The organism is Pleurocapsa sp. PCC 7327 (assembly GCF_000317025.1).
Lineage (GTDB): Bacteria > Cyanobacteriota > Cyanobacteriia > Cyanobacteriales > Microcystaceae > Hydrococcus.
On the sequence record NC_019689.1, the window covers coordinates 3184871 to 3209665 of the forward strand.

General features: G+C 46.4%; 18 protein-coding genes and 2 pseudogenes. 8 read left to right on the forward strand and 12 right to left on the reverse strand.

The annotated features are described in order from the left end of the window. Positions 1–475: 475 nt before the first annotated feature. Positions 476–2680, forward strand: a complete 2205-nt coding sequence (locus PLE7327_RS14290) for a transglycosylase SLT domain-containing protein (protein WP_015144516.1) — start codon at positions 476–478, stop codon at positions 2678–2680. 312 nt (positions 2681–2992) lie between these two features. Then, positions 2993–4627, forward strand: coding sequence for a peptide chain release factor 3 (prfC, locus tag PLE7327_RS14295; RefSeq protein WP_015144517.1), 1635 nt, complete (start codon positions 2993–2995; stop codon positions 4625–4627). A gap of 12 nt (positions 4628–4639) precedes the next feature. Here the strand turns inward: prfC and PLE7327_RS14300 are convergent, their stop codons facing one another. Continuing rightward, entirely contained in the window at positions 4640–5704 is a 1065-nt protein-coding gene (locus PLE7327_RS14300) for an IS110 family transposase (protein ID WP_015144518.1), read from the reverse strand. A 385-nt stretch (positions 5705–6089) separates the two neighbouring features. On the opposite strand from PLE7327_RS14300, the pseudogene PLE7327_RS25865 reads away from it, so the two are divergent. Beyond that, positions 6090–6194: pseudogene (locus tag PLE7327_RS25865) on the forward strand (short-chain dehydrogenase); the annotation flags it as partial. Positions 6195–6204: 10 nt separating this feature from the next. Here the strand turns inward: PLE7327_RS25865 and cysS are convergent. From cysS to PLE7327_RS26640, 3 genes and pseudogenes are all read right to left on the reverse strand, one after another. Then, positions 6205–7647 (reverse strand): cysteine--tRNA ligase, encoded by a 1443-nt coding sequence (cysS, locus tag PLE7327_RS14305; RefSeq protein ID WP_015144519.1) that lies wholly within the window; start codon positions 7645–7647, stop codon positions 6205–6207. A gap of 4 nt (positions 7648–7651) precedes the next feature. Further along, complete coding sequence (locus tag PLE7327_RS25870; protein WP_015144520.1) at positions 7652–8017, reverse strand: SaoD/DsrE family protein; 366 nt, start codon at positions 8015–8017, stop codon at positions 7652–7654. An 84-nt stretch (positions 8018–8101) separates the two neighbouring features. Beyond that, positions 8102–8221 (reverse strand): annotated as a pseudogene (locus tag PLE7327_RS26640) (metallophosphatase); the annotation flags it as partial. 547 nt (positions 8222–8768) lie between these two features. Between PLE7327_RS26640 and PLE7327_RS14315 the strand changes: the two are divergent. Continuing rightward, positions 8769–9980 carry an FAD/NAD(P)-binding protein gene (locus PLE7327_RS14315; RefSeq protein ID WP_015144521.1) on the forward strand — a complete coding sequence of 404 codons (1212 nt, stop codon included), beginning with the start codon at positions 8769–8771 and terminating at the stop codon, positions 9978–9980. A gap of 66 nt (positions 9981–10046) precedes the next feature. Here the strand turns inward: PLE7327_RS14315 and PLE7327_RS14320 are convergent, their stop codons facing one another. From PLE7327_RS14320 to PLE7327_RS14345, 6 genes are all read right to left on the reverse strand, one after another. Further along, positions 10047–10550, reverse strand: a complete 504-nt coding sequence (locus tag PLE7327_RS14320; RefSeq protein WP_015144522.1) for a DsrE family protein — start codon at positions 10548–10550, stop codon at positions 10047–10049. A 166-nt stretch (positions 10551–10716) separates the two neighbouring features. Continuing rightward, the gene (locus PLE7327_RS14325) at positions 10717–11478 is read right to left on the reverse strand and encodes a DUF4198 domain-containing protein (protein ID WP_015144523.1); all 762 of its coding nucleotides are present in this window, start codon (positions 11476–11478) and stop codon (positions 10717–10719) included. A gap of 236 nt (positions 11479–11714) precedes the next feature. Then, a complete protein-coding gene (gene hemB / locus PLE7327_RS14330) occupies positions 11715–12707 on the reverse strand; it encodes a porphobilinogen synthase (RefSeq protein WP_015144524.1) in 993 nt (330 codons plus the stop codon). Between the two features lie 125 nt (positions 12708–12832). Next, the gene (locus tag PLE7327_RS14335; protein WP_051036538.1) at positions 12833–15565 is read right to left on the reverse strand and encodes a CHAT domain-containing protein; all 2733 of its coding nucleotides are present in this window, start codon (positions 15563–15565) and stop codon (positions 12833–12835) included. Between the two features lie 195 nt (positions 15566–15760). Further along, positions 15761–16021, reverse strand: coding sequence for a XisI protein (locus tag PLE7327_RS14340; RefSeq protein ID WP_071880614.1), 261 nt, complete (start codon positions 16019–16021; stop codon positions 15761–15763). 22 nt (positions 16022–16043) lie between these two features. Next, positions 16044–20096 carry a filamentous hemagglutinin N-terminal domain-containing protein gene (locus PLE7327_RS14345; RefSeq protein WP_015144526.1) on the reverse strand — a complete coding sequence of 1351 codons (4053 nt, stop codon included), beginning with the start codon at positions 20094–20096 and terminating at the stop codon, positions 16044–16046. Between the two features lie 188 nt (positions 20097–20284). Here PLE7327_RS14345 and PLE7327_RS14350 point away from each other — a divergent pair, with 188 nt between their 5' ends. Together PLE7327_RS14350 and PLE7327_RS14355 are read left to right on the forward strand one after the other, a co-directional pair. Beyond that, the gene (locus PLE7327_RS14350) at positions 20285–20530 is read left to right on the forward strand and encodes a hypothetical protein (RefSeq protein WP_015144527.1); all 246 of its coding nucleotides are present in this window, start codon (positions 20285–20287) and stop codon (positions 20528–20530) included. Continuing rightward, the gene (locus tag PLE7327_RS14355) at positions 20527–20994 is read left to right on the forward strand and encodes a type II toxin-antitoxin system VapC family toxin (protein WP_015144528.1); all 468 of its coding nucleotides are present in this window, start codon (positions 20527–20529) and stop codon (positions 20992–20994) included. Before PLE7327_RS14350 ends, PLE7327_RS14355 begins: the two co-directional genes overlap by 4 nt. A gap of 66 nt (positions 20995–21060) precedes the next feature. Here the strand turns inward: PLE7327_RS14355 and PLE7327_RS14360 are convergent, their stop codons facing one another. Then, positions 21061–22791, reverse strand: coding sequence for a ShlB/FhaC/HecB family hemolysin secretion/activation protein (locus tag PLE7327_RS14360; protein ID WP_015144529.1), 1731 nt, complete (start codon positions 22789–22791; stop codon positions 21061–21063). A 200-nt stretch (positions 22792–22991) separates the two neighbouring features. Further along, the gene (locus PLE7327_RS14365; RefSeq protein WP_015144530.1) at positions 22992–23294 is read right to left on the reverse strand and encodes a Mo-dependent nitrogenase C-terminal domain-containing protein; all 303 of its coding nucleotides are present in this window, start codon (positions 23292–23294) and stop codon (positions 22992–22994) included. A 382-nt stretch (positions 23295–23676) separates the two neighbouring features. Here PLE7327_RS14365 and PLE7327_RS24450 point away from each other — a divergent pair, with 382 nt between their 5' ends. Then, on the forward strand, positions 23677–23955 hold the full coding sequence (locus PLE7327_RS24450) for a hypothetical protein (protein WP_015144531.1): 279 nt from the start codon (positions 23677–23679) through the stop codon (positions 23953–23955). A gap of 527 nt (positions 23956–24482) precedes the next feature. Then, on the forward strand, positions 24483–24773 hold the full coding sequence (locus PLE7327_RS24455) for a hypothetical protein (RefSeq protein ID WP_015144533.1): 291 nt from the start codon (positions 24483–24485) through the stop codon (positions 24771–24773). The last annotated feature ends 22 nt before the right edge of the window (positions 24774–24795 follow it).

Sequence of the window (24795 nt, forward strand, 5' to 3'; positions counted from 1 at the left end):
CGACGGACGCTCAAATGATGCGCCCGCAGGTGGCGCATCCGCGTCCTCAACTGCATAGGCGTTTTCGATTCCTGCGAGTCCCGCAGTACTCTTTATGTGTTGACCCAGATTCCATCAGTACTGCGGTTATGTTCGCAGACGAGGTGCGGGGGCGAACCTGCGTTACCATATTGAGCGCCGTCAGCGTAGAGTGTCTACGACCTGACGGCTGGTTCGCCCGTATATTCCTTTTGGCTCGGTTTGATTTCTGAGCTATTTCTAGCTTATATCACTTACTATTTCTAGCTTATATCACTTACATGGCAAACAATATGAAGATTTCAATAAGAATTATAAGTGCTGCCCGCGCTCTCATCCCACCGATAAATTAGGGGACTTCCCGCGCGGAAGAAGTTAGATGCCGATCGCGAGAAACCGATAACTAGCGATCGCGACCGCTAACATAGAGATTGGTTGTAACTATTCTGACGAGCTAATGCCAAAACAACGGATCAACCCAACCTACCTCCTAAGTGGCTCAGGAGCGCTCTTGCTAGCATTGCTAGGCTCGGTCTGGCTCAATCCTCAAGCCGTAGACTGGATAGAACAACGAACCTCCATCGATCTCGGCTCGGAGCGAACGTCGCACTCAGAAGAACTCAATCGACCGTCGGCTGTTTTAAATTTAACTACTTTACCAGCACAGGAAAGAGAGTCGCAACTCAAAGAAATTGCCTCATCGGGAAAATCCCTGCTAGACAGAAGTCGCGCTCGCTATCTCTTGGCATCGGACCTGATTAAAAAATACGAGGGAGGCCTAGCGCTGCAACAGTTAGAAGGATTGGAAGACAAATATCCGGTGCTGGCTCCCTACATTTTCCTCAAACGAGGTCGAGCCTACGAACTGACCAACGAAACGCAGCAAGCCACTGAAACCTGGCAGAAGCTGCTCGAAACCTATCCCCAGTCTCCCATCGCTGCCGAAGCGCTTTATAAATTAGGGCAATCGAATCCCGAATACTGGGATCGGGCGATCGCCCAATTTCCCCAACATCCGCGCACCCACGATATCATTCGCGAGCGTCTCAAAAAAAATCCCAAACAGCCCCAATTGATGCTGCTCCTGGTCAAATACGACCCCGACGGCGAAGGAAGCAATGCTATTCGCGATCGCCTCGTCAAAGAGTTTGGCAAGCAGTTAAAACCAGAAAATTGGAGCATGATTGCCGCGGGTTACTGGGAGACAGCCGAATATAAAAAAGCCGCCCAAGCTTATACGAAAGCCACTCCTACCCCCGAAAGCGCCTATCGCCTTGCCAGAAGTCTACAACTGTCTGACAAAATAGAAGAGGCAAAGAAAGCCTATCAACAACTAATTCAGAGATTTCCCAACGCTGAGGAAACCGGTTTGGGGTTGCGGCGTTTAGCCAGCCTCTCCAAACCTCAAGAAGCCGTCAAATATCTCGATCGCGTTACGAACAAATTTCCCAAAGAAACTCCAGAAGCCCTCCTCGAAAAAGCCAAACTTTTCGATACTCTCAACAATCAAAAAGCAGCCTCTCAAGCGCGACAGAAGTTGCTCTCTCAATACGCCAAATCCAATGCAGCAGCCGAATATCGTTGGCAGATTGCCCAACAGTATGCCGATGCCAGAGAATTGGTGAAAGCTTGGCAATGGGCGCAGCCGATTGCGACTAACAATGCTGAAAGTCCTCTAGCTCCCAAAGCGACTTTTTGGATCGGCAAGTGGGCGCAACAGCTCGGTCGCCAACAGGATGCCAAAGCCGCTTTCGAACATGTTCTGGCGCGCCATCCCCAATCCTATTACGCTTGGCGTGCTGCCGTCCTTTTAGGGTGGAATGTGGGCAATTTTAACAACGTGCGCCAGATGCAACCGACTCTCGTCAAACCGACGCTAAGACCAATGCCAACTGCAGGTTCGGAAACTTTTCGAGAACTCTATCGCCTCGGTTTAAACGACGAAGCTTGGACGCTGTTTCGTGCCGAAGTGCGCGATCCTTGGAAACTCACGGTAGACGAACAGTTTACCAAAGGGCTGCTCAAACTCGCCCAAGGCAAACATTTGCAAGGAATTAACAACGTTGGCACGCTACGCGATCGAAAAGACCCTCAAGATCGAAGCCAATGGCAAGCCTTGCGGCAAAAACCCGAATACTGGTACGCTCTCTTTCCTTTTCCGTTTTACCAATCTATTCTCTCTTGGTCGCAGCAGCGCCAGCTCAATCCCGTCCTAGTTACTTCTCTCATTCGCCAAGAATCCCGCTTTGAAACCGACATCCGCTCTCCTGTCGGAGCAGTTGGCTTGATGCAAGTCATGCCAGAAACCGGAGAATGGATTGCCAAGCAACTACAACTCAAGGAATATTCTCTGACCGATCCTCAAGACAACATCAAATTAGGAACTTGGTATCTCGACCACACCCATCAAGAGTACGACAATAATTCGCTTTTGGCGATCGCCAGTTACAATGCCGGTCCCGGAAATGTCGCTCAATGGCTGGAAAGATATCGCGCTAGCGATCCCGATGTTTTTGTCGAAAAAATTCCTTTTCGGGAGACTAAAGGCTACGTCGAGTCAGTGTTTGGGAATTACTGGAATTACTTGCGCATTTACGATCCTGAGATTGCTAATTTGCTCGCGCAATACACCGACCAACCATTTAATCCTCGATCGAATTAGAAGAAATTTTGGCATGGGTAAGCAAGCGGCGATCGCGATCGGGCAACCTTCAAGCCTTTGTGAGAAGTTGTTCGGTGCTGGCACTGTTCTTTCGCTGTAAAACAGATAACAGAAAGTTATGCTAGCCTAGTTGAGCTATCGAGTTTATCATTCTTGTTTAACCAAAACAATTCTTATGATGATTGACTCCCGATCGAGGAGACGAAAGAATTATCTCGCGTATGTTTCCAGAACTGACACTAACAGTCGAACAAGTGCTAGCCGCGCGAATATATTTATCTAAACTAACTCAAACTTTAGAATAGTTGACTAATGACGACAGATATTCAAACCGAATTAAAACAAGCAGTAGAACGGAGACGAAATTTTGCCATTATTTCCCACCCAGACGCAGGGAAAACAACCCTGACAGAAAAGCTTCTTCTCTACGGGGGTGCCATTCACCAAGCGGGTGCAGTAAAAGCAAGACGCGCACAACGCAAAGCCACGTCTGACTGGATGGCGATGGAACAGCAGCGGGGAATCTCTATCACTTCAACGGTGTTGCAATTCGATTACAACAATTATCAGATTAACCTGTTAGATACGCCGGGACACCAAGACTTTAGCGAAGATACCTATCGGACTCTGGCGGCGGCAGATAATGCAGTGATGTTAATCGACGCGGCAAAAGGTTTGGAACCGCAGACGCGAAAACTGTTTGAAGTTTGTAAAATGCGATCGCTGCCCATTTTTACTTTTATCAACAAACTCGATCGCCCCGGACGCGAACCGTTAGAATCGATCGATGAAATCGAGCAAGAATTAAGGTTACAAACCTATGCTGTCAATTGGCCCATCGGGATAGGCGATCGCTTTAAAGGCATATTCGATCGCCGCCAACAAGCTATACACCTGTTTGAGCGTCGCGCCCACGGCAGCCAGCAAGCTGAAGAAAGGGTGATAAGCCTCGGCGACCCCAAAATTGAAGAATATCTCGAGCGAGACCTCTATTACCAGCTTAAAGAAGATTTAGAACTTCTTTCCGAACTGGGCGGAGAGTTAGATTTAGAAGCCGTTCATGCCGGACAAATGACCCCAGTTTTCTTTGGCAGTGCCATGACTAATTTTGGGGTTCGGCTATTTCTGGAAGCCTTTCTAGAGTATGCCCTAAAACCGGGCGGGCGCAATTCTTCCCTTGGCGTTCTCGATCCGATTTATCCAGAGTTCACGGGATTCGTCTTCAAACTGCAAGCGAATATGGATCCCAAACATCGGGATAGAGTTGCTTTTATTCGCGTTTGCACCGGAAAGTTTGAAAAAGACATGACGGTAAACCACGCGCGAACGGGTAAAACAATACGCCTCTCTCGTCCTCAAAAACTCTTTGCCCAGGATCGCGAGTCGATTGAAACTGCCTATCCAGGAGACGTAATCGGATTGAATAACCCAGGTGTATTCGCGATCGGCGACACGATATACAATGGCAAAAAGTTGGAATACGAAGGCATCCCCTGCTTCTCTCCCGAACTGTTTGCCTACCTAAAAAATCCCAATCCGTCTAAATTCAAGCAATTTCAAAAAGGCATTCAGGAGTTGCGCGAAGAAGGCGCAGTTCAGATTATGTATTCGATGGATGATTTCAAGCGCGATCCGATTTTAGCTGCAGTAGGACAGTTACAGTTTGAAGTCGTCCAGTTTCGCATGCAAAACGAGTATGGCGTAGAAACTACCATAGAACCCTTACCCTATAACTTAGCCCGTTGGGTGGCAGGCGGTTGGGACGCGATCGAAAAGGCAGGGAGAATATTCAATACGCTTACTGTCAAAGATAATTGGGGTCGTCCCGTGTTGCTGTTTAAGAATGAGTGGAATTTGCAGCAAGTCAAAGAAGACCTCCCAGAATTGCAATTAAATGCGATCGCACCTGTAGGTTCGGGATTGCAACCGGAGAGTTATTCGACATAACTGGCATCCGAATCAATGATGACGGCTCTGATTGGCCCACTCCACAAAGGTCTGTCGCAAGAAGATGGGACAACTCCATCGCCAAGGCACCCAATTCTTTTTACCGCTACTCTCTCTAACAGGGGCAATGCCGAAGTAGCACATCATTTGTTGAGCACTGTTAAAACGCGACCTGCCTTCACCAAAAGCTGCTAGCAGTCGAGGAGCCAGATGCTCTCCAGCACCGGGAAGGGCTGCAAACCAGTCTGCATCAGGAAGTGCCGTGAAGCAGCGATCGAACTTGAGTGTCAGTGTCAGTTCCGTTAAGCGCAGGAGTAAAGGCTTCAACTGACCGATCGAGGTTGGCACTAGCCATTGCATGGGTTCGACAATGCCTGGGCCTTCCGTTAACGGAATGCCAGAGGCAGCAATTTGTTCAATCCGACGAGTAATGGCACTGCGACGAATCACGTGATGAACCCGAAAAAACTGGGTTAACTCTGCTACGGTTGCCGCTTGAGCTGCCTTGAGACTGGGATAACGCTCCAGAAACTCACAAAATACCTGCGTGTCTTTGTCCTCCAACCAATCAAGCACTTGTGGGTAGTAGTTCTTGAGCGCCGAGGTGATGCGGTTGGTTAATCGTACCTTCTCGCCCACCAGCATTCGTCTAGACTCGACCCACTGCCGTAATGCTCGCATCTGGCTACTCTCTGGTTGCCATGCTGGAATCTTGTCTTGATGCTTCCGCAGCAACTCCACTAAAATCCGAGCATCGATGGGGTCTGACTTAGCACGAGAGGATTGAAAGGCTTTCCGGTAATTGGAAACTGTGCGAGGGTTAATCGGATAAAGGACAAGGTTTTCGTACTGACATAGGGCATAAATGAGGGATCCGCGTTTCTGCTCCAGACACACAGCCAGTGGAGTGTTCCCATAGCGCTTTCGTAATCCCTCTACCCAGGCTTGGATAGCATCTGGTTGTGAGCCAATTACAGATTCTTCTGCTGCACCAGTGGCACAGTCGTAAAGATAGATGTCGTGTTTACGGTCAGACCAATCAATGCTGATGTAAGCAGCATATGCATCCTGATTCATAGTATTATTCTCGAACTACAGTTGGTGATGCAACTGGGAATGCTTCTGCTCAAAGCGAAAAGATTATGGAAGGTGTAGCCGCACCGTCCTCTGAGGGTTCGTTATTGAGAGAAGCACAGGGTGGGGCGAGTCGATATGTTAGTAGACATTCAATGTCGCCCGATGCATAGTCGTCTCCCACCCTGCCCCCCAGTCTTGAAACTGAGTTTATATCTTTTGCCTCAGTCCCGTCCTCCCATAAAGTCGCTGCATCCGACCAGATAAAAGTTATTTGCTGAGAGCCAAGGGGTATTGGCGGCGGGTGAGCTTAATCGTTAGGCAGAATTAAACTCAAAGGAAAATGAGAAGTGCAAGATTGTGACCGAATCCTGGTGTATCTTACTTTCAGGCTGATTTCTCCGACCAAAACCAATCTCGCCATTTGATTTCTGAGGTTCTGTCGCATCATGGCTGGCTAGATGTATTGGTTAATAATGCAGGAAAAATTTAGTTGGATTATCTCAATGAACAATACTGGTTTCACCATTAGGACGGTCAATTAGAGTAATTCCCATTTGTTGTAATTGTTCCCTAAGGCGATCGCTTTTGGCATAATCTTTTACTTTTCTCGCTTCATTTCGTTGTTGAATCAGTCTGGTAATTTCTGCTTCGTCGAAGTTATGAGTATCTTCTAAGTTGACTTCAGATTTAGCCTCTAAACCTAAAACCCCTGCCAAATGAACTAAAGTTTGCCATTGCTGTTGTAATTCTTCGATACCAGTATCGGTTTTACCTTCATGGGTGAAAAGATTTCCTTCCCGACGTAGATTTTTAGCTAGTTCAAACAAAACAGCTAATCCCCCAGGAGAGTTAAAATCATCGTCCATTGCTGCTTTAAATTGTTCTATGACAGTAGAATCGAGTTCTTGGTTTTTCTTCCAACCTAATTTATTGCCATATTTTTCCCCAAAGAGTAAACCTTGCTGTAAAGTTTGCCAACCATTGGTTGCTGAGATAATAGCCTCTTCAGTAAAATCTAATGGTTTGCGGTAATGTGCCTGTAAAACAAATAATCTAATTACCATCGGATCGAGGGGACGATTTAATAACTCGCGAATGGTCGTAAAGTTACCCAAAGACTTGGACATCTTCTCGCCATTCACCGTTACCATGCCATTATGCAGCCAGTATTTAGCCAGGGGTTTACCATTGGCAGCCTCCGACTGGGCAATTTCATTTTCATGATGGGGAAAGACCAAATCGCTTCCACCGCCATGAATATCGATGGTTTCTCCTAACAATGCCCTAACCATCGCCGAACATTCGATATGCCATCCAGGACGACCTTTTCCCCAAGGAGAATCCCAAGCAGGTTCTCCTAGTTTGGCACTTTTCCAGAGGGCAAAATCTGAAGGATGTTTTTTACTGCTATTTGCAGAATCGCTAACTGCTACTCTACCACTAGCCCCCGCTTGCATCATTGACTGAGTACGTCCAGAGAGTTTGCCATATTCTGTAAAAGCTTGGACATTGAAGTAAGCGTCTCCATCCACAACATAGGCATAGTTTTTATCTAGCAAGATCTGAATTAATTGTTGAATCCCAGAGATATTATCGGTGACGCGGGGATATTCATCTGCATCCATGACATTTAAGGGACGGATATCTTCAAAGTAAGCTTTGATAAAACGTTCCGAGATATCCGCCATAGAAACCCCTTCCTGTTGGGCGCGCTTGAGAATCTTATCATCAATATCGGTAAAGTTCTGCACGTAGGTTACTTCATATCCCCGCCATTGCAGATAGCGACGTACCATATCCCAAACAATATAGGAACGGGCATGACCTAAATGGCAATAATCATAGACAGTCACGCCACAGCAATACATAGTCACTTTTCCTGGTTCAAGAGGAATAAATGGTTCGAGACGACGGGTTTGGGTATTGTAGATTTTAAGAGCCATTTTTTTATAATGTGATTATGTAATCTGGGCTATTACTGTCTAAAGCTTGGTAGAGGTCGGGAAAACAACCTACTTGCACTCCTTCTACTGTATTTTGAGGCGTACAATTTCCTGGTTCTCCTTGAGCAAGACCTCTTTCTAAAGCACAGCGATCGCACAACATCAGTAACATCCCAGAAGCTTTAGCTAGTTTAGCCAAACGCTCTCCCATGGAGTCTCCCTTTCTTAAAAGATAAGTATTATCGTCGAAGAAAAACATTCCCACCACTTCTGCACCGTGGTTATTTTCTTCTAGTTGAGGCAAAATCATTTGACCTAGTTTGTAACTAGCTGTATGTCCTGACGTACTAAAGATATAAGCAACTTTCATAGTTATCGATTTATTAGAATGATAATCATTATTATAATAAATCCGGTTAAACAACCATATTGTTTGTACGGGCGAGTTTAGCAAAAAAAAGTTATTTGCACCAAAACGCTGAAGTCGATCTAATACTTGCCAAGGTGGGGTTTGGGGAGTGAGTTCGTCGTTGACACTAATACTACTGCCATGAATTAACAAGCAATCGAGCTGGTTGAGTGGCAAAACTCAAATCGCCCTCACCCCAACGCCTCTCCCAGAGCGAGAGAGGAGCTTTCAACTTAAGACTTTGGACTGAAGTCCCTTCGCCCCTTGTGGGAGAAGGGATTTAGGGATGAGGGACAAAGATTTGTCAGCCAACCAGGCAATCGAGTTCAAAAAAAACCGAAATCCAGACTTCACAACCATTGAACCGTCTCGCGAGAAATCGATTGCCAAAGCAATTTAACCCCTCCACTTAAAATTGCTCATATTTAAGCGATTAGCTTGTCACGCTGCTGCCGTTTTGTTGGTTTTTTATAATAATGATTATCATTGTCGATTAACAATTCTCATCGATGCTCAAAGAATCTTCGCTATCCCCCTATCAGGGGGACAAGTCGAGAACAATCATTACTGTCCGGGGGATCGCTCCCGCGTACGCGTCGGTTCGCAATTAGTCAGCAGCTCTGAGTGTAAGGTTTTTTCATTAAGCATCTGTAGCGTTCTTTTTTAAAAGTAGTATAAGTCAGACGAAGAAGAAAAGCCATTAAAGATTTCTATGAAGAAGATATCGTTACCTACCTACATCGATCTAGCAATTGTGGGTGCGGGGCCGCAAGCACTAACTTTGGTAACTCATCTACTGCAAAAACGGGCTAAATTCAGGAATCGGTTTTTGGTATTCGATCCCAGTGGAACTTGGTTGAATCAATGGCGACATCAATTTGCTGCTCAGAAAATCCCTCATTTGCGATCGCCTGCGGTTCACCATCCCGATCCCAATCCCCATGCCTTAAGAACGTTTGCCGAACATCGCCCTCACGAACTGTTTCCTCCCTACGATTTACCAGGAACGCAGTTATTTGAGGATTTTTGCGCGGAAGTAATTCGCCGATGGCAATTGGAAAATTGCATCTATCCAGAAAAAGTAGTCGAGATTCTGCCTCAGAAACATCGGTTTCAATTAATTTTAGCGGCAGGAGAATCGATAATTGCGCGTCGAGTCGTTTTAGCAACGGGAAAGGGGATTCCTCAGCTTCCTGAGTGGGTCAATCGAATTCCCTCTCCCTATCCATCAGAAAGATTGTGCCATTCTTCGCAAATCGATCTGCGATCTTTGCACCTAGCTGGAGAGAAGATTTTAATTATCGGTGGCGGTTTGACTAGCGGACATTTAGCAATGGGTGCGATCGCGCAAAATGCTAAGGTTCTTTTAACGGCACGCAGAACCTGGCAAGAAAAGCTATTCGATGCCGATCCTGGTTGGTTGGGGCCAAAATATTTGAAGGGATTTGCAGCAGAATCTAACTGGTACAGGCGATGGGAGTTGATTCAACAAGCACGCAACGGCGGATCGATGACTCCAGCAATTATGTTACACTTGAGGCGCTTATCGCGGGAAGAAAAAATTACTCTCAACGAACGTTGCGAGATAGTTCAGACAATCTGGCAGGACTCGCATTGGTTGGTAAAATGTGCCAATGGCGATGTTTATGAGTGTGACAGAATTTGGTTGGCTACGGGCACTAAATTTGATTGCCAACAAAACCCCCTTCTCAAAGACGTTTTAGCCGCTTATCCGACAGAAATTGTCAACGGTTTACCCGTCCTCGACGAATATTTACGTTTGCCAGGGAGTGAATTTTTTCTCATGGGTGCTTTAGCAGCTTTGCAAGTGGGGCCAGTTGCCAGAAATCTGTCGGGAGGGAGAATGGCAAGCGATCGCATTGTTCGGGCGCTTACCAAAGCAAGTATCGCGCTGTCATCGTAGAAATGACTTATCTGCGATCTACACAAGCGCGATTGCGCTTAATTTCCTTTGCTATTGCTTCGATCCTTAAAAATCGAGGATTCTATCAGCCATCAAAATCAAACTGGGAATATCGTTAGGATCGGAGGCAAATTGCGCCCCTGGACGCAGCGACTTCTCATCTAACCCAATTGCTTGGGCACAAAGCGGACAAACCATGATTTTGCTGCCAGCTTTGACGAATTCATCGTAAATTTCTGCCAGGGTCATAGGAGAATCTCCCCAACCCAGGTTTTGAGGCTGTCGAGCATCAGCAATTCTAACCCCTTCCATCGTCAACAGTAACATCACCTGCGCCCCTTTTTTCTCTAAACCGTGAGCCACTTTCAGCGCCATAAAGGCTGCGTGGAGATCGTCTGTACCATGATTGAGGTGAACGATAATCGTTTGTTCCGTAGCTGGGGAAGCGGCTAAAGACGTTTCGTTAACGGGTGTCTGTTGAGCGTAAGCGGAAGTCAATAACCATGACGGCGAACATAAGACTGTTCCGAAGAGAACGATTGTCCCACTAGCAAGCCTAAGTATTTTCATTGGTGTTATCTGTACCGCCAAATGTCACATCAAAATCCCTTATACCTAAAGTATTAGAGTAGCGCTTGTTAAAAGACAGCTTGTCAAACTTATTCGGGATGAATGGCAAGATGCGAACTTCTGGATGCAACTTCCCGTCACAAAAGACACTAGCTCCGATCGCGTTTTAGTGCCTTAGACCAATTACACCAAAAGATAGCAAAAAAGAGGGTTCGGGAACGGAAATGGTTTGCGCGGTCAGGGTGGTCGCATAGGATATCCCAGGATTATTGGCTGTCGGATTGTCATAACTTGCTTCAATAACTTGCAATCCTCCTTCACCGATGGGAACCAAAGCAATCCCACTGGCATCGATGGTGAGTTCTTGTCCTAGATATTCTACTGTTGGATTAGCGATCGCGTTTCCCTGATACAAAACCCGAATAGGCAAACTTTCTCCCACTCTTACTGCAAAAGGATTTGTTAGAGGCATAATCTCAAGCGGAAGACCGAAAGGCGTTGCTACTTCATCAGACCAGCTATAGAGAGCTTTTGTAAACTTGAGATAATTAGTCACATTTTCGTAATTAATTGCCTCTGCCTGTTCTGGCGAAAGATTTTCATAGCTGCCGTCTGGATATTCAATCCAAAAACCGTTGTCATAGGTGGCTGTTAAGGCAGCGACTTCTCCTTTTGGAACCACGAACAAGCGATCGCCTTCTACAGAAGTGTTACTTGGGACAATTTCTCTACTTAGATCGTAAGCCGTAGCCTTTCTAAATTTGCTGGGAGTTAAGGGCTCTGTTCCCTCTTCTGGATGACCGAATACTAATTCATAATTGCCATCGTTATAATCAAACCAAATCACATGAGCTAAAACTGGTTGACCGATGAGAAAAGGCAAACAAGCTACTGTTAAGCTGAGTCTTTTCAAGTTTTTTACAATCATCTTTCTAATTTTCTAGCAACTAGAAATCATGATAGATTTTTGCTACAAAATATCAATCTCGTCTGGGGGCATAATAACTTTAAAGTCGAGATTAAGTAGGTAGGCAGAATTAAACCAACAAGGTTGAATAATTTCTGATCTCTATCTTTTCTGGCTTCGTTATTTAATTAAAACGAAATCGCTGACCATCACAGCAGCATTCAATTTAAAAATAACTGCTGACCGCACGCAAATATTCAACGCAACATCAATGCCACTTCTTTCGCAAAATACGTCAAAATGAGATCGGCTCCTGCTCGTTTCATACTGGTAAGCGTTTCTAAAATGACTTTTTTCTCATCTATCCAGCCATATTGAGCAGCCGCTTTAATCATCGCATACTCGCCACTGACATTGTAGGCAGCTACGGGTAAATTGGTATAGTCGCGCAGGCGGTGAATGATATCTAGATAAGCTAAAGCTGGTTTCACCATCACGATATCTGCACCTTCGGCAATATCGAGTGCCACTTCCTTAATCGCTTCCCTACTATTAGCGGCATCCATTTGATAGGTTTTTTTATCGCCAAATTTTGGGGCAGACTCTAAAGCATCGCGGAATGGCCCGTAGTAACCAGAAGCGTATTTGACAGAGTACGCTAAAATTCCGACATTAATAAATCCTTCTGCATCTAATGCTTTGCGAATGGCTCCCACTCTGCCATCCATCATATCGGAAGGGGCGACAAAATCGGCTCCCGCTTCTGCTTGGGAGAGTGCCATTTTCACTAGCACTTCCACCGTTTCATCATTGAGGATTTTCCCGTCTCGGACAATACCATCGTGACCGTAGGATGAGAAAGGATCGAGGGCAACATCGGTAATGACAACGAGATTGGGGACTTCTTGCTTAATGGCTTTTACCGTTCGCTGTACCAAGCCATCGGGATTATAGCTTTCCGTGCCTGCGTTGTCCTTTTTTTCTTCTGCAATGAGGGGAAAAAGCGCGATCGCGTTGATGCCTAAATTATAAGCATCAGTCACTTCTTTGAGCAGTAAATCGAGGGAGTAGCGGTAGCAGTCTGGCATGGAAGGGATTTCTTGTTTGATTTTCTCTCCTTCCATGACAAAAGCGGGATAGATAAGGTCGTTGACCGTTAGTTGATTTTCCCTTACCAGGCAACGGATAGCTTCAGTGCGACGCAGGCGACGCGGACGATGTAGAAGAGAGGGAAGGTTAAATGAAGACATCAATATTCCTGTAGAGAACGATTGGAATGATTTTATTATAATGATAATCGTTTTTATAAAAAATCCAGTTTCGTAGAGCGCGATCGCCCAACCGCAATAACTCATTGTGCCGTAACTGCCACTTACTACAGCCAATTACCCACAAGAACGTAGGGTGCCCAGAAATGCGGGCGATCGAACTTGGAATTCCCCAAAAGAGTCAGTTGGGCGCGACGAAGTGCTTCTGCTTTAGTCACGGTAGGATTTTTCAGAGCTTCATAGAACTGACCCATCAGGAAGGCAGTGGCTTCATCATTGACACTCCATAAGGTGGCAAGCGTACTGCGCGCCCCAGCTCGCACGGCAACTCCAGCCAGTCCCAAAGCGGCTCTTTTGTCTCCAGTCAATGTCTCGCAAGCACTAAGGACAAGTAATTCAATCGGACCAGTCCTACTGGGATCGCGGGAGCGTAGTAAGTCATTGAGCTGGTTAACATCGAGCTGTCCATCCCAGGTGAGAATGAACGTCGCTTCAGCTTGAGAACTAAACTGTCCGTGAGTCGCCAGGTGGACGACAGGGAAAGGAAGGGCGTTAATTTGGTTTTGAAAAGCTGCGTTTGTAAACTCCCGATTGAAAAGTTCCACGCTACTAGATACCCGATACCGAACTTGAGCGAGTTCATCGGCGACGTATTTTAGTGCGGGGAAGCGCCCGCGCGCTTCAGTCAGTCCGGCAGCTAGCGCTCTTAACTCTCCCCGTTCTAAAGGTTGGGGATCTAGCAGTTGCAAGCCTGGGGTTAGGGCAATGCCATACTTTTCTACGAGATACTTTTGTCCATCGTGGAGAACGGCCATTGGGATATTCCGTAAGGGACTATCCAGTACGAACACCAAGGTTTTGACGTTGCTGGTCAAGTCTTTGGAGGCATCGCGAAGCAGCCAGTCGTATACCTGTTGGGCAAGGGGTAAAGTTTCTTGGCTGTTCCGCTGTGTCAGCGATTGAGCCAAGCGCTCTAGAATCCTTTCGACTTTTTGGCGATCGCCGATCGGTGTCGTATAGTGGCGTAGGGCTGGCTGCTGGGGCAATTTGAGAATTATCTCAAATCGGTCTGTCAAAAGAATTGGATAGATAATTGCTGCTGTCGGGTCATCTTTGTCAGTGACTTGGTCAATTACGACTGGCTGGGCATCGAGACAGATAAGCTGAAAGAAATTCTCTAATTCTGCTAACTGAAGGGAATCAATCGCTTCACGGGCTTGCTTTAAATTCTCCTGACTAGCTTGGGCAGTCTCTTGAGGTTGCAAAAGCAATCCCACGTACTCCCGATAGACGGGTTCTACGCTTTCGCGAAAGGTAAACTGAATTTCTGGATTGATGGCAACAAGGTCGTTGCGTAAGGATTGCAAAGTTTTAACGGCTTGGCGGTAAGCTGCGATCGCCTCTTGGAGCTTTTCCTGAGCTGCGAGTAAGCGTCCTAACTGCCATTGCCACTGATAGATCAGATCTGATGCCTGACTCTGCCATGCTTCTTTTAAAGCTTGCTCTGTATACTCTTGAGCCTTATCTCTTTCTGCGAGATTCTCGTACAGCCGACCCAAAATTCCGACAGCATAGGACTGCGATCGCTTATCGTCGAGTTTTTTAGCCTCTTCAACCGCAGTTTGTAATAGCTGGGTGACTTCTAAGTAGGATTGCTCGTCTAAAGGAGAAGATGAAGACCGCTCTTCCGATTCTTGCTGTCTCAGGCAATAGGGATCCTTCTGGATAAGACAAACTAGATTCCTAGCCAAGTTAATCTTGACGTAAATAGCCCCCCGACTGACGGGGAACTCGGCAAGCAACTCCTGGACTTGGGACGATAACTCTTGTGCCTCTTGCCATCGTGCCTTCTCTATCAATAGCTCCAGTTGATTGAGTTGAGCGCGAATTTTAATGGTAGGTAAGGCGGCGGCTTTTTGATAGTTCGCTAAGGCGTTTTCAGCGTAAGTGCTAGCCTGTTTTGTGTCTTGTAACTCTTCTGCTCTTTTTGCTAACGCTCGCTCGGTATTGCCTAAATTAAGCCAAGCTTTACTCTCGTCCTGAGGCGAGTTCCAACTTTGGGCGACTTCTAGACTTGAGAGCAAAACTTTTTGCGACTGTTCCAGACTGCCAATGACGCGGAGGACATTGCCTAAACTGCGCCATCCCCTCGCTCTAGCTTCTCGGATCTCGCTAGGTTGAGCTTCAAGCAGGTTTTGTTTGAGAGCCTCAATCTGCCTGTCTGATATCTGGCATTCTCGCTCGTCGAGATCTAAAGCTTTCAGTAAAGTCTTGCAAGCTCTCGGATAAAGTCCCAAATCTTGCATCGCCTGAGCTTGGTTAATCTGGCTTATCGCTTCGCCGTTTTTATTGCCAATGTTTGCATAGAGATCGGCAGCTTGTTGCCAAGTCTCTAGGGCAGCTTGCGATCGCCCGATCTTCTGTTGTAGCTGTCCTTGAATATCGAGGGTTTGGGCGAGGATGCGCTGTTGTTCTTGGGTCTTTTCTAAAGTTTGTAAAATGTTGAGGCTATTGGCGATCGCTTTTTTCGCCCTCTCCCAGTTGCCCAGTTGCTGATAAGTTAGGGAGAGATTACTGAAAGCCATCACTTGATTGAGGCGATTCCCTTGGGCGGCAAAAGCATCTGCCGCCTGTTGCCAAACTTGTGCTGCTTCCTCAAACTGTCTTGAGTTATAGAGTTGCTTGCCTTGGTTAACCAGGGATGGAGCATCGGATTGAGTCTGGACAATCGGGGTTGAAAGAGAAACCTGGGCAACTACTGGAGGAACTGCGATCGAGAGGACAAATAACAAGACGGCGAGAACGAGCGATCGCTTTTTGTAGAGCCTTTTGACTGCCAAAAACCAGTTCCTACTTGCCAAAAGTTGCTGTAATTTCTCGCCAAATCTTGGCCTTTTTCTTAACACTTTTTCTATCCCTTGTCAATCAAAAAACTCATTTCTGTTAAAGATAATTGTCTTTTTGAGAAACGAATTAATTCTTTGAGAAACGAATTAATTCAAGGCAAATTTTTCTCGATATCTTTGAGTTTTGAGTTAGGTAACAGCATATTCTGTATGTTGCCTGATTTCAGGAGGATGAAAGGCAAGAATAATTTGGTTTTTGGGAATTCCTGCTGCTACAAGGTCGTTGGCGATGCCATCTTCTGTTCCATCGCGTTGTATCCAAATTTTGTCGTCGATTATTTCAAGATGAACGAGACAGCTGTGTACTCTTCTTTTTCCTTCCCATCCCATCGTTATTAAACGATAATGGCTGTTGTTTCGATCGACAATAAACTTCAGTATTACAAACAATTACTGAGTTGAAAGAAGGTTGTCAGCGCGGCGGGCAGGTGGCTGGATTTCGCTCCTGACGTTGAATTCCTGTCCTAGCCGGGTTGTAGGCAACGAGAACCACTTCGCCTTTTTCGTTGCGCACCCACCCTTGGGCTGGTACGATCTCTTTGGCAGCAGTCGAGATAGACGGTGAAGTAACAGTGGCTGCCGACTCTTCTGCTGGTTCGACTAAACTGACTCCCACTTCATCGCTGGTTTGAACTTGTTCGGGAGTCGAGGGCAAACCGCCTCGCCCCGTGATGGTAAATTCGCTTTGCGCTCCCTTTTTACAGGCGTTCTGGGCAATGAGTTGGTTGGGATCGACGACCGTTTCCGGTAAGTCAACTAATCCTCGGCTGGGTTCGGTCTCAGGGGTATTGATTTCTACGACTCCCTCAACGCCTAGTTCAGAACTAGCGGTAATTTGACTGTCGGGAGTGAGGAAGATTCCTTGAGCTGTAATACTAATGTTGCCTCCCCTACCAGCAAAGGCATTGGCAGTGATATCACTATTATCTTTGGCGACCAGGAAGTCGGTATTGATGCCGATATTGCCCCCATTTCCCGTCCCGCCTGCGGTTGTCGAGATAGAACTATTATTGCGCAGGCGTAGGATATCTGAAACGTTTAGGGTTATGTTGCCGCCCTCCCCGCTAGCGGTAGCTGCAGAAATTTCCGAGCGGTTGTTGAGGGTGAGGTTGTCTGCGCTGAGGAAGATGCTCCCGCCATTACCCTGTCCTTGGCTATTGACGCTGATTTTTGCCCCGTTAGTGAGATTAACTTGGTTGGGATCGATAAAAATATTACCGCCTTGACCTGTGGATTCAGGAGCGGTACTGGCTTCGATAGCGCTGGCGCTTAGGTTAAGACGATCTCGAAGATTGAGAGTAATTTCTCCGGCTTTTCCACTGCTAGCGGTATTGGTCTGAATTCGGCTGCCGCCTGTGGCTTCAAAGGTATTAGCAGTGATGGTAATTTTGCCCGCATCTCCTTGTCCTTCTGTACTGGCGGTGATTTGGGAGCCGTTGCTTAAAGAGATCTGTCTTGTGTGAATGTCAATGTTGCTTGGTTGAATGGCAACGCCTTCAGTTCTTATGGCAGTGGAAATCGAGCTGTTGTTGGAGAGAAATACATTTTCAGCTGCCCTTACCCGGACATTACCAGCATTCCCACGACTAAATGTGGTAGCAGCCAGCTCAGCACCATTCGTAACTGAGAGCGACCCTGTCTGGATATCAACATTTCCACCATTGCCTATGGCCTCAGATCGCACATTGCTAAAAGCACCACTAGTAAATCTGATAGAGTCGCTCCTCCCTTCTCCATCAAAAGAGACGGTATCGCGGGAGCGGATAAGCACATTACCAGCATCTCCACGACCAAATGTGGCAGCAACTAGTCGGGAGCCGTTCGTAACAGAGAGTGAGGTCGTCTGGATATCAATATTTCCGCCATTGCCCACAGCTCCGGGATCGACCGCACTAAAGGCAAAACTTTCATCGAAGGAGACAGTATCGCGGGATCGAATAATTATATTGCCTGAGTTGCCTTCTCCAGCAGTGCTGGCACTCAATCGAGCACCATTAGTGGTCAAAAGCGAGCCTGCCTCAATTATCAGGTCACCCCCATTACCTATAGCTCCTTTTTCCACCGTGACACCTAAATTGTTTTCACCAAAGTTTCCAGCTTCAACACCTTTACTACCATCGACCAAGACTGTATCGCGAGCTTGAATGACGAGATTACCAGCATTCCCACGACCAAATGTGGCAGTCGATATCCCCCCACCATCCCGGACGAGCAACCTTCCGGTTTCAATCCTCAAGTCTCCGGCATCTCCAATGGCTCCTCGTCTGACAGCAGTAGTTAAGAGACTAGGCGAGCCAAATGCTGAAGCACCTATAACTTCCACTTCAGAAGCACGAACAGTTAAGTTTCCGCCATTCCCCATGCCAAAAGTAGCAGCTGATACTTGTCCACCATCCCAGACGCTCAACCGTTCCGTTTCAATAGCCAAGTTTCCCGAATTTCCCTTGCCTCCTGGCTCGACTTGAACTCGCAAAAGACTGGGAAATCGACCAACCGTTGCGGTGCCAATTAGCTCTACTTCAGAAGCACGAACAGTTAAGTTTCCGCCATTCCCTATGCCAAAAGTAGCAGCCGACACTTGCCCACCATCTCTGAGGGTTAATCGTCTTGCTTCAATGAGTATATCTTTTGCATTTCCCTCAGCCCCTATTTCGACTTGAGCATGTATGCCGCTGTCAAACCGACCATCTGCTGATTCTCCAATCACTTCCACCTCAGAAGCGCGAATTATTAGATTTCCAGCATCTCCTATACCAAAAGTAGAATTATTTACTTGCGCACCATCTCTGATGGTTAACCGTCCCGTTTCGATAGTCATGTCGCCCGCATTTCCCTCACCTTCTTTCGCGACTTGAGCACCCAAAAGGGTGGGGAACCGACTATCTGGTGCATTTCCCCTCAGTTCCACCGACTCAGAGGCGATCGCGGTCACGTTCCCTGCCTTCCCCTTGCCAGTAGTGACTGTCAGTACCTGTCCCCCATCCTGGATAATCAGCGTCTCAGTTGCAATCGTCAAATTTCCAGCATCGCCTGCACCAGAAGTAGAATCCAACACGCGGGCACCATCGCCGCTGACACTCAACCGCTTGGTTGTAATCGTCAAGTCTCCAGCAGTTCCAGCATCAGAGGTACCAGAAAACAAACCACTAAGCAGACCATCTGCTTTTGTTCCCCTCAGTTCCACCGACTCAGAGGCAGTCACAGTTAAAGTTCCCCCAAGACCTTCGCTAAAAGTATTAGATGATACCACTGCTCCATCCCGGACAATCAACTTTCCTGTGTCAATCGTTATATTTCCAGCGGCTCCGGTGCCTTGAGTCTGAGTAAATAAGCCGCTGGAGAACCGTTTATCTGCTGAGGTACCAATCAGTTCCACTTCAGAAGCACGGACTGTTAGATTTCCCGCATCCCCTTTACCAAAAGTAAGAGCCGCTACTTGAGACCCATCGCTGACACTCAAGCGTCCAGTCTCGATAGTCACGTCTCCTGCATTGCCCAGAGTCCCAGAGTCTGCATAGTTCAGGATAAAGCTGTTATTTGCAACTGTCGTTGTCCCTGTAGCATTGAGTGTAATATCTCCCGCCTGACTGCCAACTGCCCCCAAACCAGCCCCTATCCCAGTAAGGAGGACACTGCCTCCCAAAACATCTATATCTTGGGCATCGATCGCAATACTACCGCCACTCCCAGCGGTTACATTAACAAAAGCTCCATTGGTGAGTGATATATCTGCTCGCGCTATACCATCAGGAAAACTCAGGCTACCGTCACCATTCAGCCCTACTATCCCCATTCCGGTTAGTCCCCCCAATTCTACTTGCCCACCCGGAGCCAGCAAAAGCCCCCCATCCAAGCTCACATCGCCGCCTACTAGGGCTAACGTTTTCTCTAGCTGTACTTCCAGGCTAGAGCCTTGCACGCCAATACTCCCCGCCTTCTCCCTAAATCGCAAGCCAATAGGAATATTCACCGTCAACAAGGGTGGCGCTTGGGGATTAGCGGCGCTAAACTCAAAGCCATTATCAAATAAAAGACTATCGGCTGTCGAAGCCACAAAAGAACCCCGCAAATCTAAGCGAGCGTTAGCTCCAAAAAGAATCCCATTGGGATTAATCAGGAATAGATTCGCATTGCCTAAAACACCTAGAGTTCCCAGAATATTAGAGGGATTGCTACCCGTAACGCGAGTAAGAATGTTTTCAATGGCTACTGGGTTGGCAAAATAAGCGCCCCTTCCTTCAGAGATATTAAATTCTTGAAAACTGTGAAACAGATTTGCTCCCCTAGTCGCTCCTCCTTCAATTACGTCGCTGTTAATTCCTTTAATCGTATCCTGTCTAAGTGTAGAACTTTCTGCCCCAAGGGTGCGATCGGGCGTAATTTGTGCTGTGGCGGTCGCGCAGAAGGGAAAACTGCCAAGAGCTACTAGAGAAACAACTAAAAGAAACGATAATTTCTGAGGCATTGCGCTTGGAGACCAGGAGAAGCGATTGAGTTTATCAATTTCGTCTCATATTTTGTGCCAAAGCGTTAATTTTTTAATCTTTTTTTAGCTTTTGTCGCTTAACGCTAGAGAATGAGGGCGATCGCCCTCCACACTTTTCCCGCTAGAATCAAGGGGAATCTGTATTGCATTGGCTTTTTATAACGATTATGACTGAACCGATTGCCGCTGAAAATCAACACTCTTTTGCCTCTTATATGCGACACTATGGCCAAACAGTAGAAGAACAAATAGAAAAGAACAAACCTCTGATGGAATGGCTAAAACAAAAAATAGAAGAAGCCGAAAATCTGACCGAAGAAGAAGTGCAAGTGAATCATGAATATTTAGAAGAACTTAAAGCGACGATTGATAGTTTTAGACCAACAGGTCATAAACTTTTCTCGGAAGAATGATTGTTTTTTTAGATACTGGAGTTTTAGGAATTATTTCTTCTCCTAATGAAAAACAGGAAGTCATCAACTGTCAACAATGGCTTTATCAGTTAATTGTTAGAGGTGTCCAGATTGTTAGTTCCGATCTCTGCGATTACGAGGTCAGAAGAGGAATACTTGTAACTCCTTTTGCCCCTTCTTCTCAACAAGGCATTAAGAATCTTAATGAGCTTGAATCCTTAGTTGACTTTCTTCCAGTCACTCAAGAAGTTTGGAGAAAAGCCGCTCAGTTGTGGGCAGAAAGCCGCCGACAAGGACAGCCTACCGCCGATTCCAAAAATATCGATGCTGATGTTATTATTGCCGCAACTTGCCAGATTCTTCAAGCTGAATATCCTGGACAAAATCTTATTGTTGCTACCACTAATGTTAAACATTTGAGTCGCTTTGTCATGGCTCAGACTTGGCAAGAAATTCGCTTTTAGCGATCGCGATCGCCTCATGGCGCAAGACTTTATTCCTAAATTGATTCTATAAAAATTTTTAATTTTTTAAAGCTTCAAATCGAGACTAAAATACAGCCCGTTGTCGTTCCAAGCCTTTTTGTCTACATCCACATCAACTAGAGGAATCCCCCAATCCAAACGGGCGCTGAAATCGTCCCCCATTTGCCACTGCAAACCAAGACCGACACCCACGAGTGCATTCGGGTCTGGGTCGGGAAAATCGCCATTATTCCAACCAACCCCAAAATCCACAAACGGCACGATCTGCAACACTCCTTCTACTTCCGATACTCGCATAATAGGCAGTCGCGCTTCAACGCTGGCTAGAAAGCCATTATCTGTCAGCAGTAAATCCTGCCGATAGCCTCGGACAGTTCCCAAGCCTCCAATAGAAATTTGCTCTAGTGTTAAAAGAGGGTCGGTTGCAAGCTGGAGATCGGAACGAACGACTAACAAAGTGTCCGGTGCCAGCGATCGCACGTACTGTCCTTGCCCTCGCCAAGCCAAGAAACGGCTATCGGGAAGTCCTTCGCCATTGACCGTCGCACCAAATGCCCCAACGCCTAGACTAAATTGGGAGCGAAGAGCAAACACGTCTTGCGGATTGCGCTTAACCCAGTCTTGGAAAAACCGAATTGCTGAGATGCGAATTTCTCCCTGGTTGTTAGCCCCTGGAGAAAGAGGAAAGCCCTCGCCCAAAATAAAGTTTTGGCTTTCCTGTCGAGATAGGGTCAACCCCAAGGCAAATTCTTCGCTAGGAGATTGGAACAACGGCTGGCGCAGCGTTAGTTCGTAGTAGTGATAGTCTCCAGTAATGTCTAAACGCTCAAACTGGCGATCGATTACTTCATTGTCGCTCAATCCCCCTGCCAGTCTAATCGTACCGTTATAAGGATTGATGGGAATGGTATAGCTGAGATCTAAGGCAGTACTTCCATCCGTATTGGAGAGACTGGCATCGAGACCATCCCCAAAGCCTGCTAAATTTCCTACCGTGAGGCGAACGCCTCGTCGGAAACTGCCTACACTGGGATTGCGTCCGTTATCGGCAAAGGGTGCAAGGGTAAAATAATCTGCCTCTGCGACTTGAACTTCAAGTAAACTCGAATCTGGACGCACCCCAGGCGATAATTCAGCCGAAATGCTTTCAATCAGTGGGTCGAGTTGCAATAGTTGCAGCGCTTCCAGCAGGCGATTTTGATTGAGGGGCTTAGAGGTGGCAACTGCCAAGCGATCGCGCACGTAGTCGGGGTTCAGCCGTCTAGTCCCCGTGATTTGGATATCTTCGATGCCTCCTTCAATAATCGCAATTGTCACTACTGCTTTTTCTGGGAGGAAAGCTTGACCTGCTTCGACGATCGCACCGGAATTGATGTAACCATTCTTAACGTATAGATTGGTCACGGCTTCTTCTGCCTGGATTAGTTCCGCAAAAGTTATTTCTCTTCCGGTAAACTGGGCAACTTCTTTGCTTAATTCTTCATCGTTGAATGCGGTATTGCCGACGAACTCAAATCGTTCAACCCGAATCTTGCCAGGAATTTCCTCAAGCGGTGAAGGCGTTAGCTGTGGGGGTGGAGTTTCGAGGCGGGGCTTTTCGGGTTTTGTTGGCTGTTCTATTGGCGGTTCGGGGGGTCTGGGAGGAATTGGGTTGGGAAGTTGAGATAAATATCCGTTGTCGGTTAGAGATGACTGGTAAGTTTTTATGGATTTCCAATCGGGGCTAGAGACATTGGCAGGGTAGGCTGCTGCTTGAACGGTACTCGCCACAACCATTAGGAAAACTGGTACGATCGACCGATTTTTCTGAAAGATCTTACATAACACTGAATTTATTAAAGTCTTAAAAGAGAGTATCTTCTTTTTATCATGAGATAAGCCCTAAAAATTCTTTTGTCAAACAGAGCGATCGCCTGTTAATTTCTAAACCATTAAACAGTATCCGATCGACCCTTCAAATATTTCTTTTAAGACTTTTAACTGCCTTGCTGTTGATAGTAGAGCGTTACATCTTCGCCGCATCGATCTGCAAGATAAGACAAACACTTAAAGCGAAGACCAATCACTTGCTCGTAAAGAGGATTCAGCTTGCATAACGGTGGAATGTGAAAGATAGAGTGACCAAAAAGTTTGATATCCCGTTCAAAAGGACACTGAGCAGGAATGATTTTGCACAACAACCGAGCCAACTTGGGGTTATGAATCTCTACATTCTCTAGCCACAGACGCATTGGTTGTAGCAGATCGATCCCAAAACTGGTTTGATTTAAGGTAGTCATAGGTTAAATCTCCTCAAGTAACCTTCACTCAAACCTATGTCTGACCAAATTACTCTTATGCAGTCTAATGTCCTCGCGCTGGGTGCGACTTCATGACTTGAAAAGCGCCACACATTCAAGAAACAGATCGTAAAACTCTTATCAGTCAATTCTGCGTAGGTGCGATCGCGTGAGAGATATCTTTAAGCGAGTCTAACTTATCAGGGTTGACTTAGCAGCAAGAAAACCATTGATGGGTTCCGAATGGGTTAATCCGGTTAAGACTTAAAAAACTGCATAGGTGCGATCGCCTCAGATATACGTTAGCTCGAATCCAGGCTTCAGTTATAAAAACTGAGCCAACTGAAAAAATTGTCTATCTAATTACAAGGAGATAACTATCATGACTAATTTCCTATTAACAGGCGTAACTGTTGGATTCCTAACTGCTGCATCCCCCTTCTCAGAAGATGCATCCCCATTCCTGCAAACATCCCCAACTAACCCAACGCCACCCGCTGTTGAGTTAGGGATGGTCGATCGCGCGGTTGGTGAAGCATCCGAAAGCTTACTGTTAGCTGGCTTCTATACTGATGACGGCTACTGCTGGACATCGACTGGCGAGGTTACTAACCCAAATGGAACTGTAATCTATCGAGGAACTCCAAACAGTTGTAGCTAGACAATCATCGGGCGTTGCTGGCAGGGAAGATAATCCGGCATACTACGAATTGCTTACAGATTGTTTGCAGGCTGCCAACCAGCAACGCTGCCTATTTTAGGTTCAGATGCATTTCAGATGCATTAGCTTAAAGATTTCTATTTCCATAACAGAAATTAAATAATGGAGGTTCAGTGAAACTATGCTGAATAAAAATGATTCTTCACCAGTATTCCCAATCGTCTGTGCAGCGATGATAATCGGTACGCTAACCATCCCATTTACGCACAAATCCGCATCACAATCGCATTCTAACTCCGATCCATTCGCGGCATATGACAGGTTTGAAGAATGTATGTACGGTTCAAGTCGGAATCCCTTAAATACGCCTTCAAGCTTTGAACAAATTTTAGCGTGTAAATCTCAATTTAATTCTGAAATGAACGAAAGATAAATATCTGATTCGAGACTGTATTGAATGCAGAAATACGATCGCTGGTACCAGTAAATTTGTAACAGATTCCTAAATATGGAGTGCAACTGGAATTATGTTCGCTAAAAGCAATTCACCAACAATCCTAGTTGCTTGTGCAACAGTATTAATGGGCGCATTAGTCAGTTGCGATCGAGCCGAACAATCACCTGTTTTTCCTCCAGAAAGAGGCGGGGAAAGGATATCTAATCCAGTGTCAAAAAAGGAGGAGATTTGTGAGGAAGAAGCAGCAATCCGCCAACGATATTACAACCAATGCGTGGAACAAAGAAATCAAATGGAGGGTGGTGTTGGTACGACTACGCCCTGTGAAGATTGGTTACGAACCCCAGCCGCGTGTTTATGATGACGCTACCAACTATTGATTT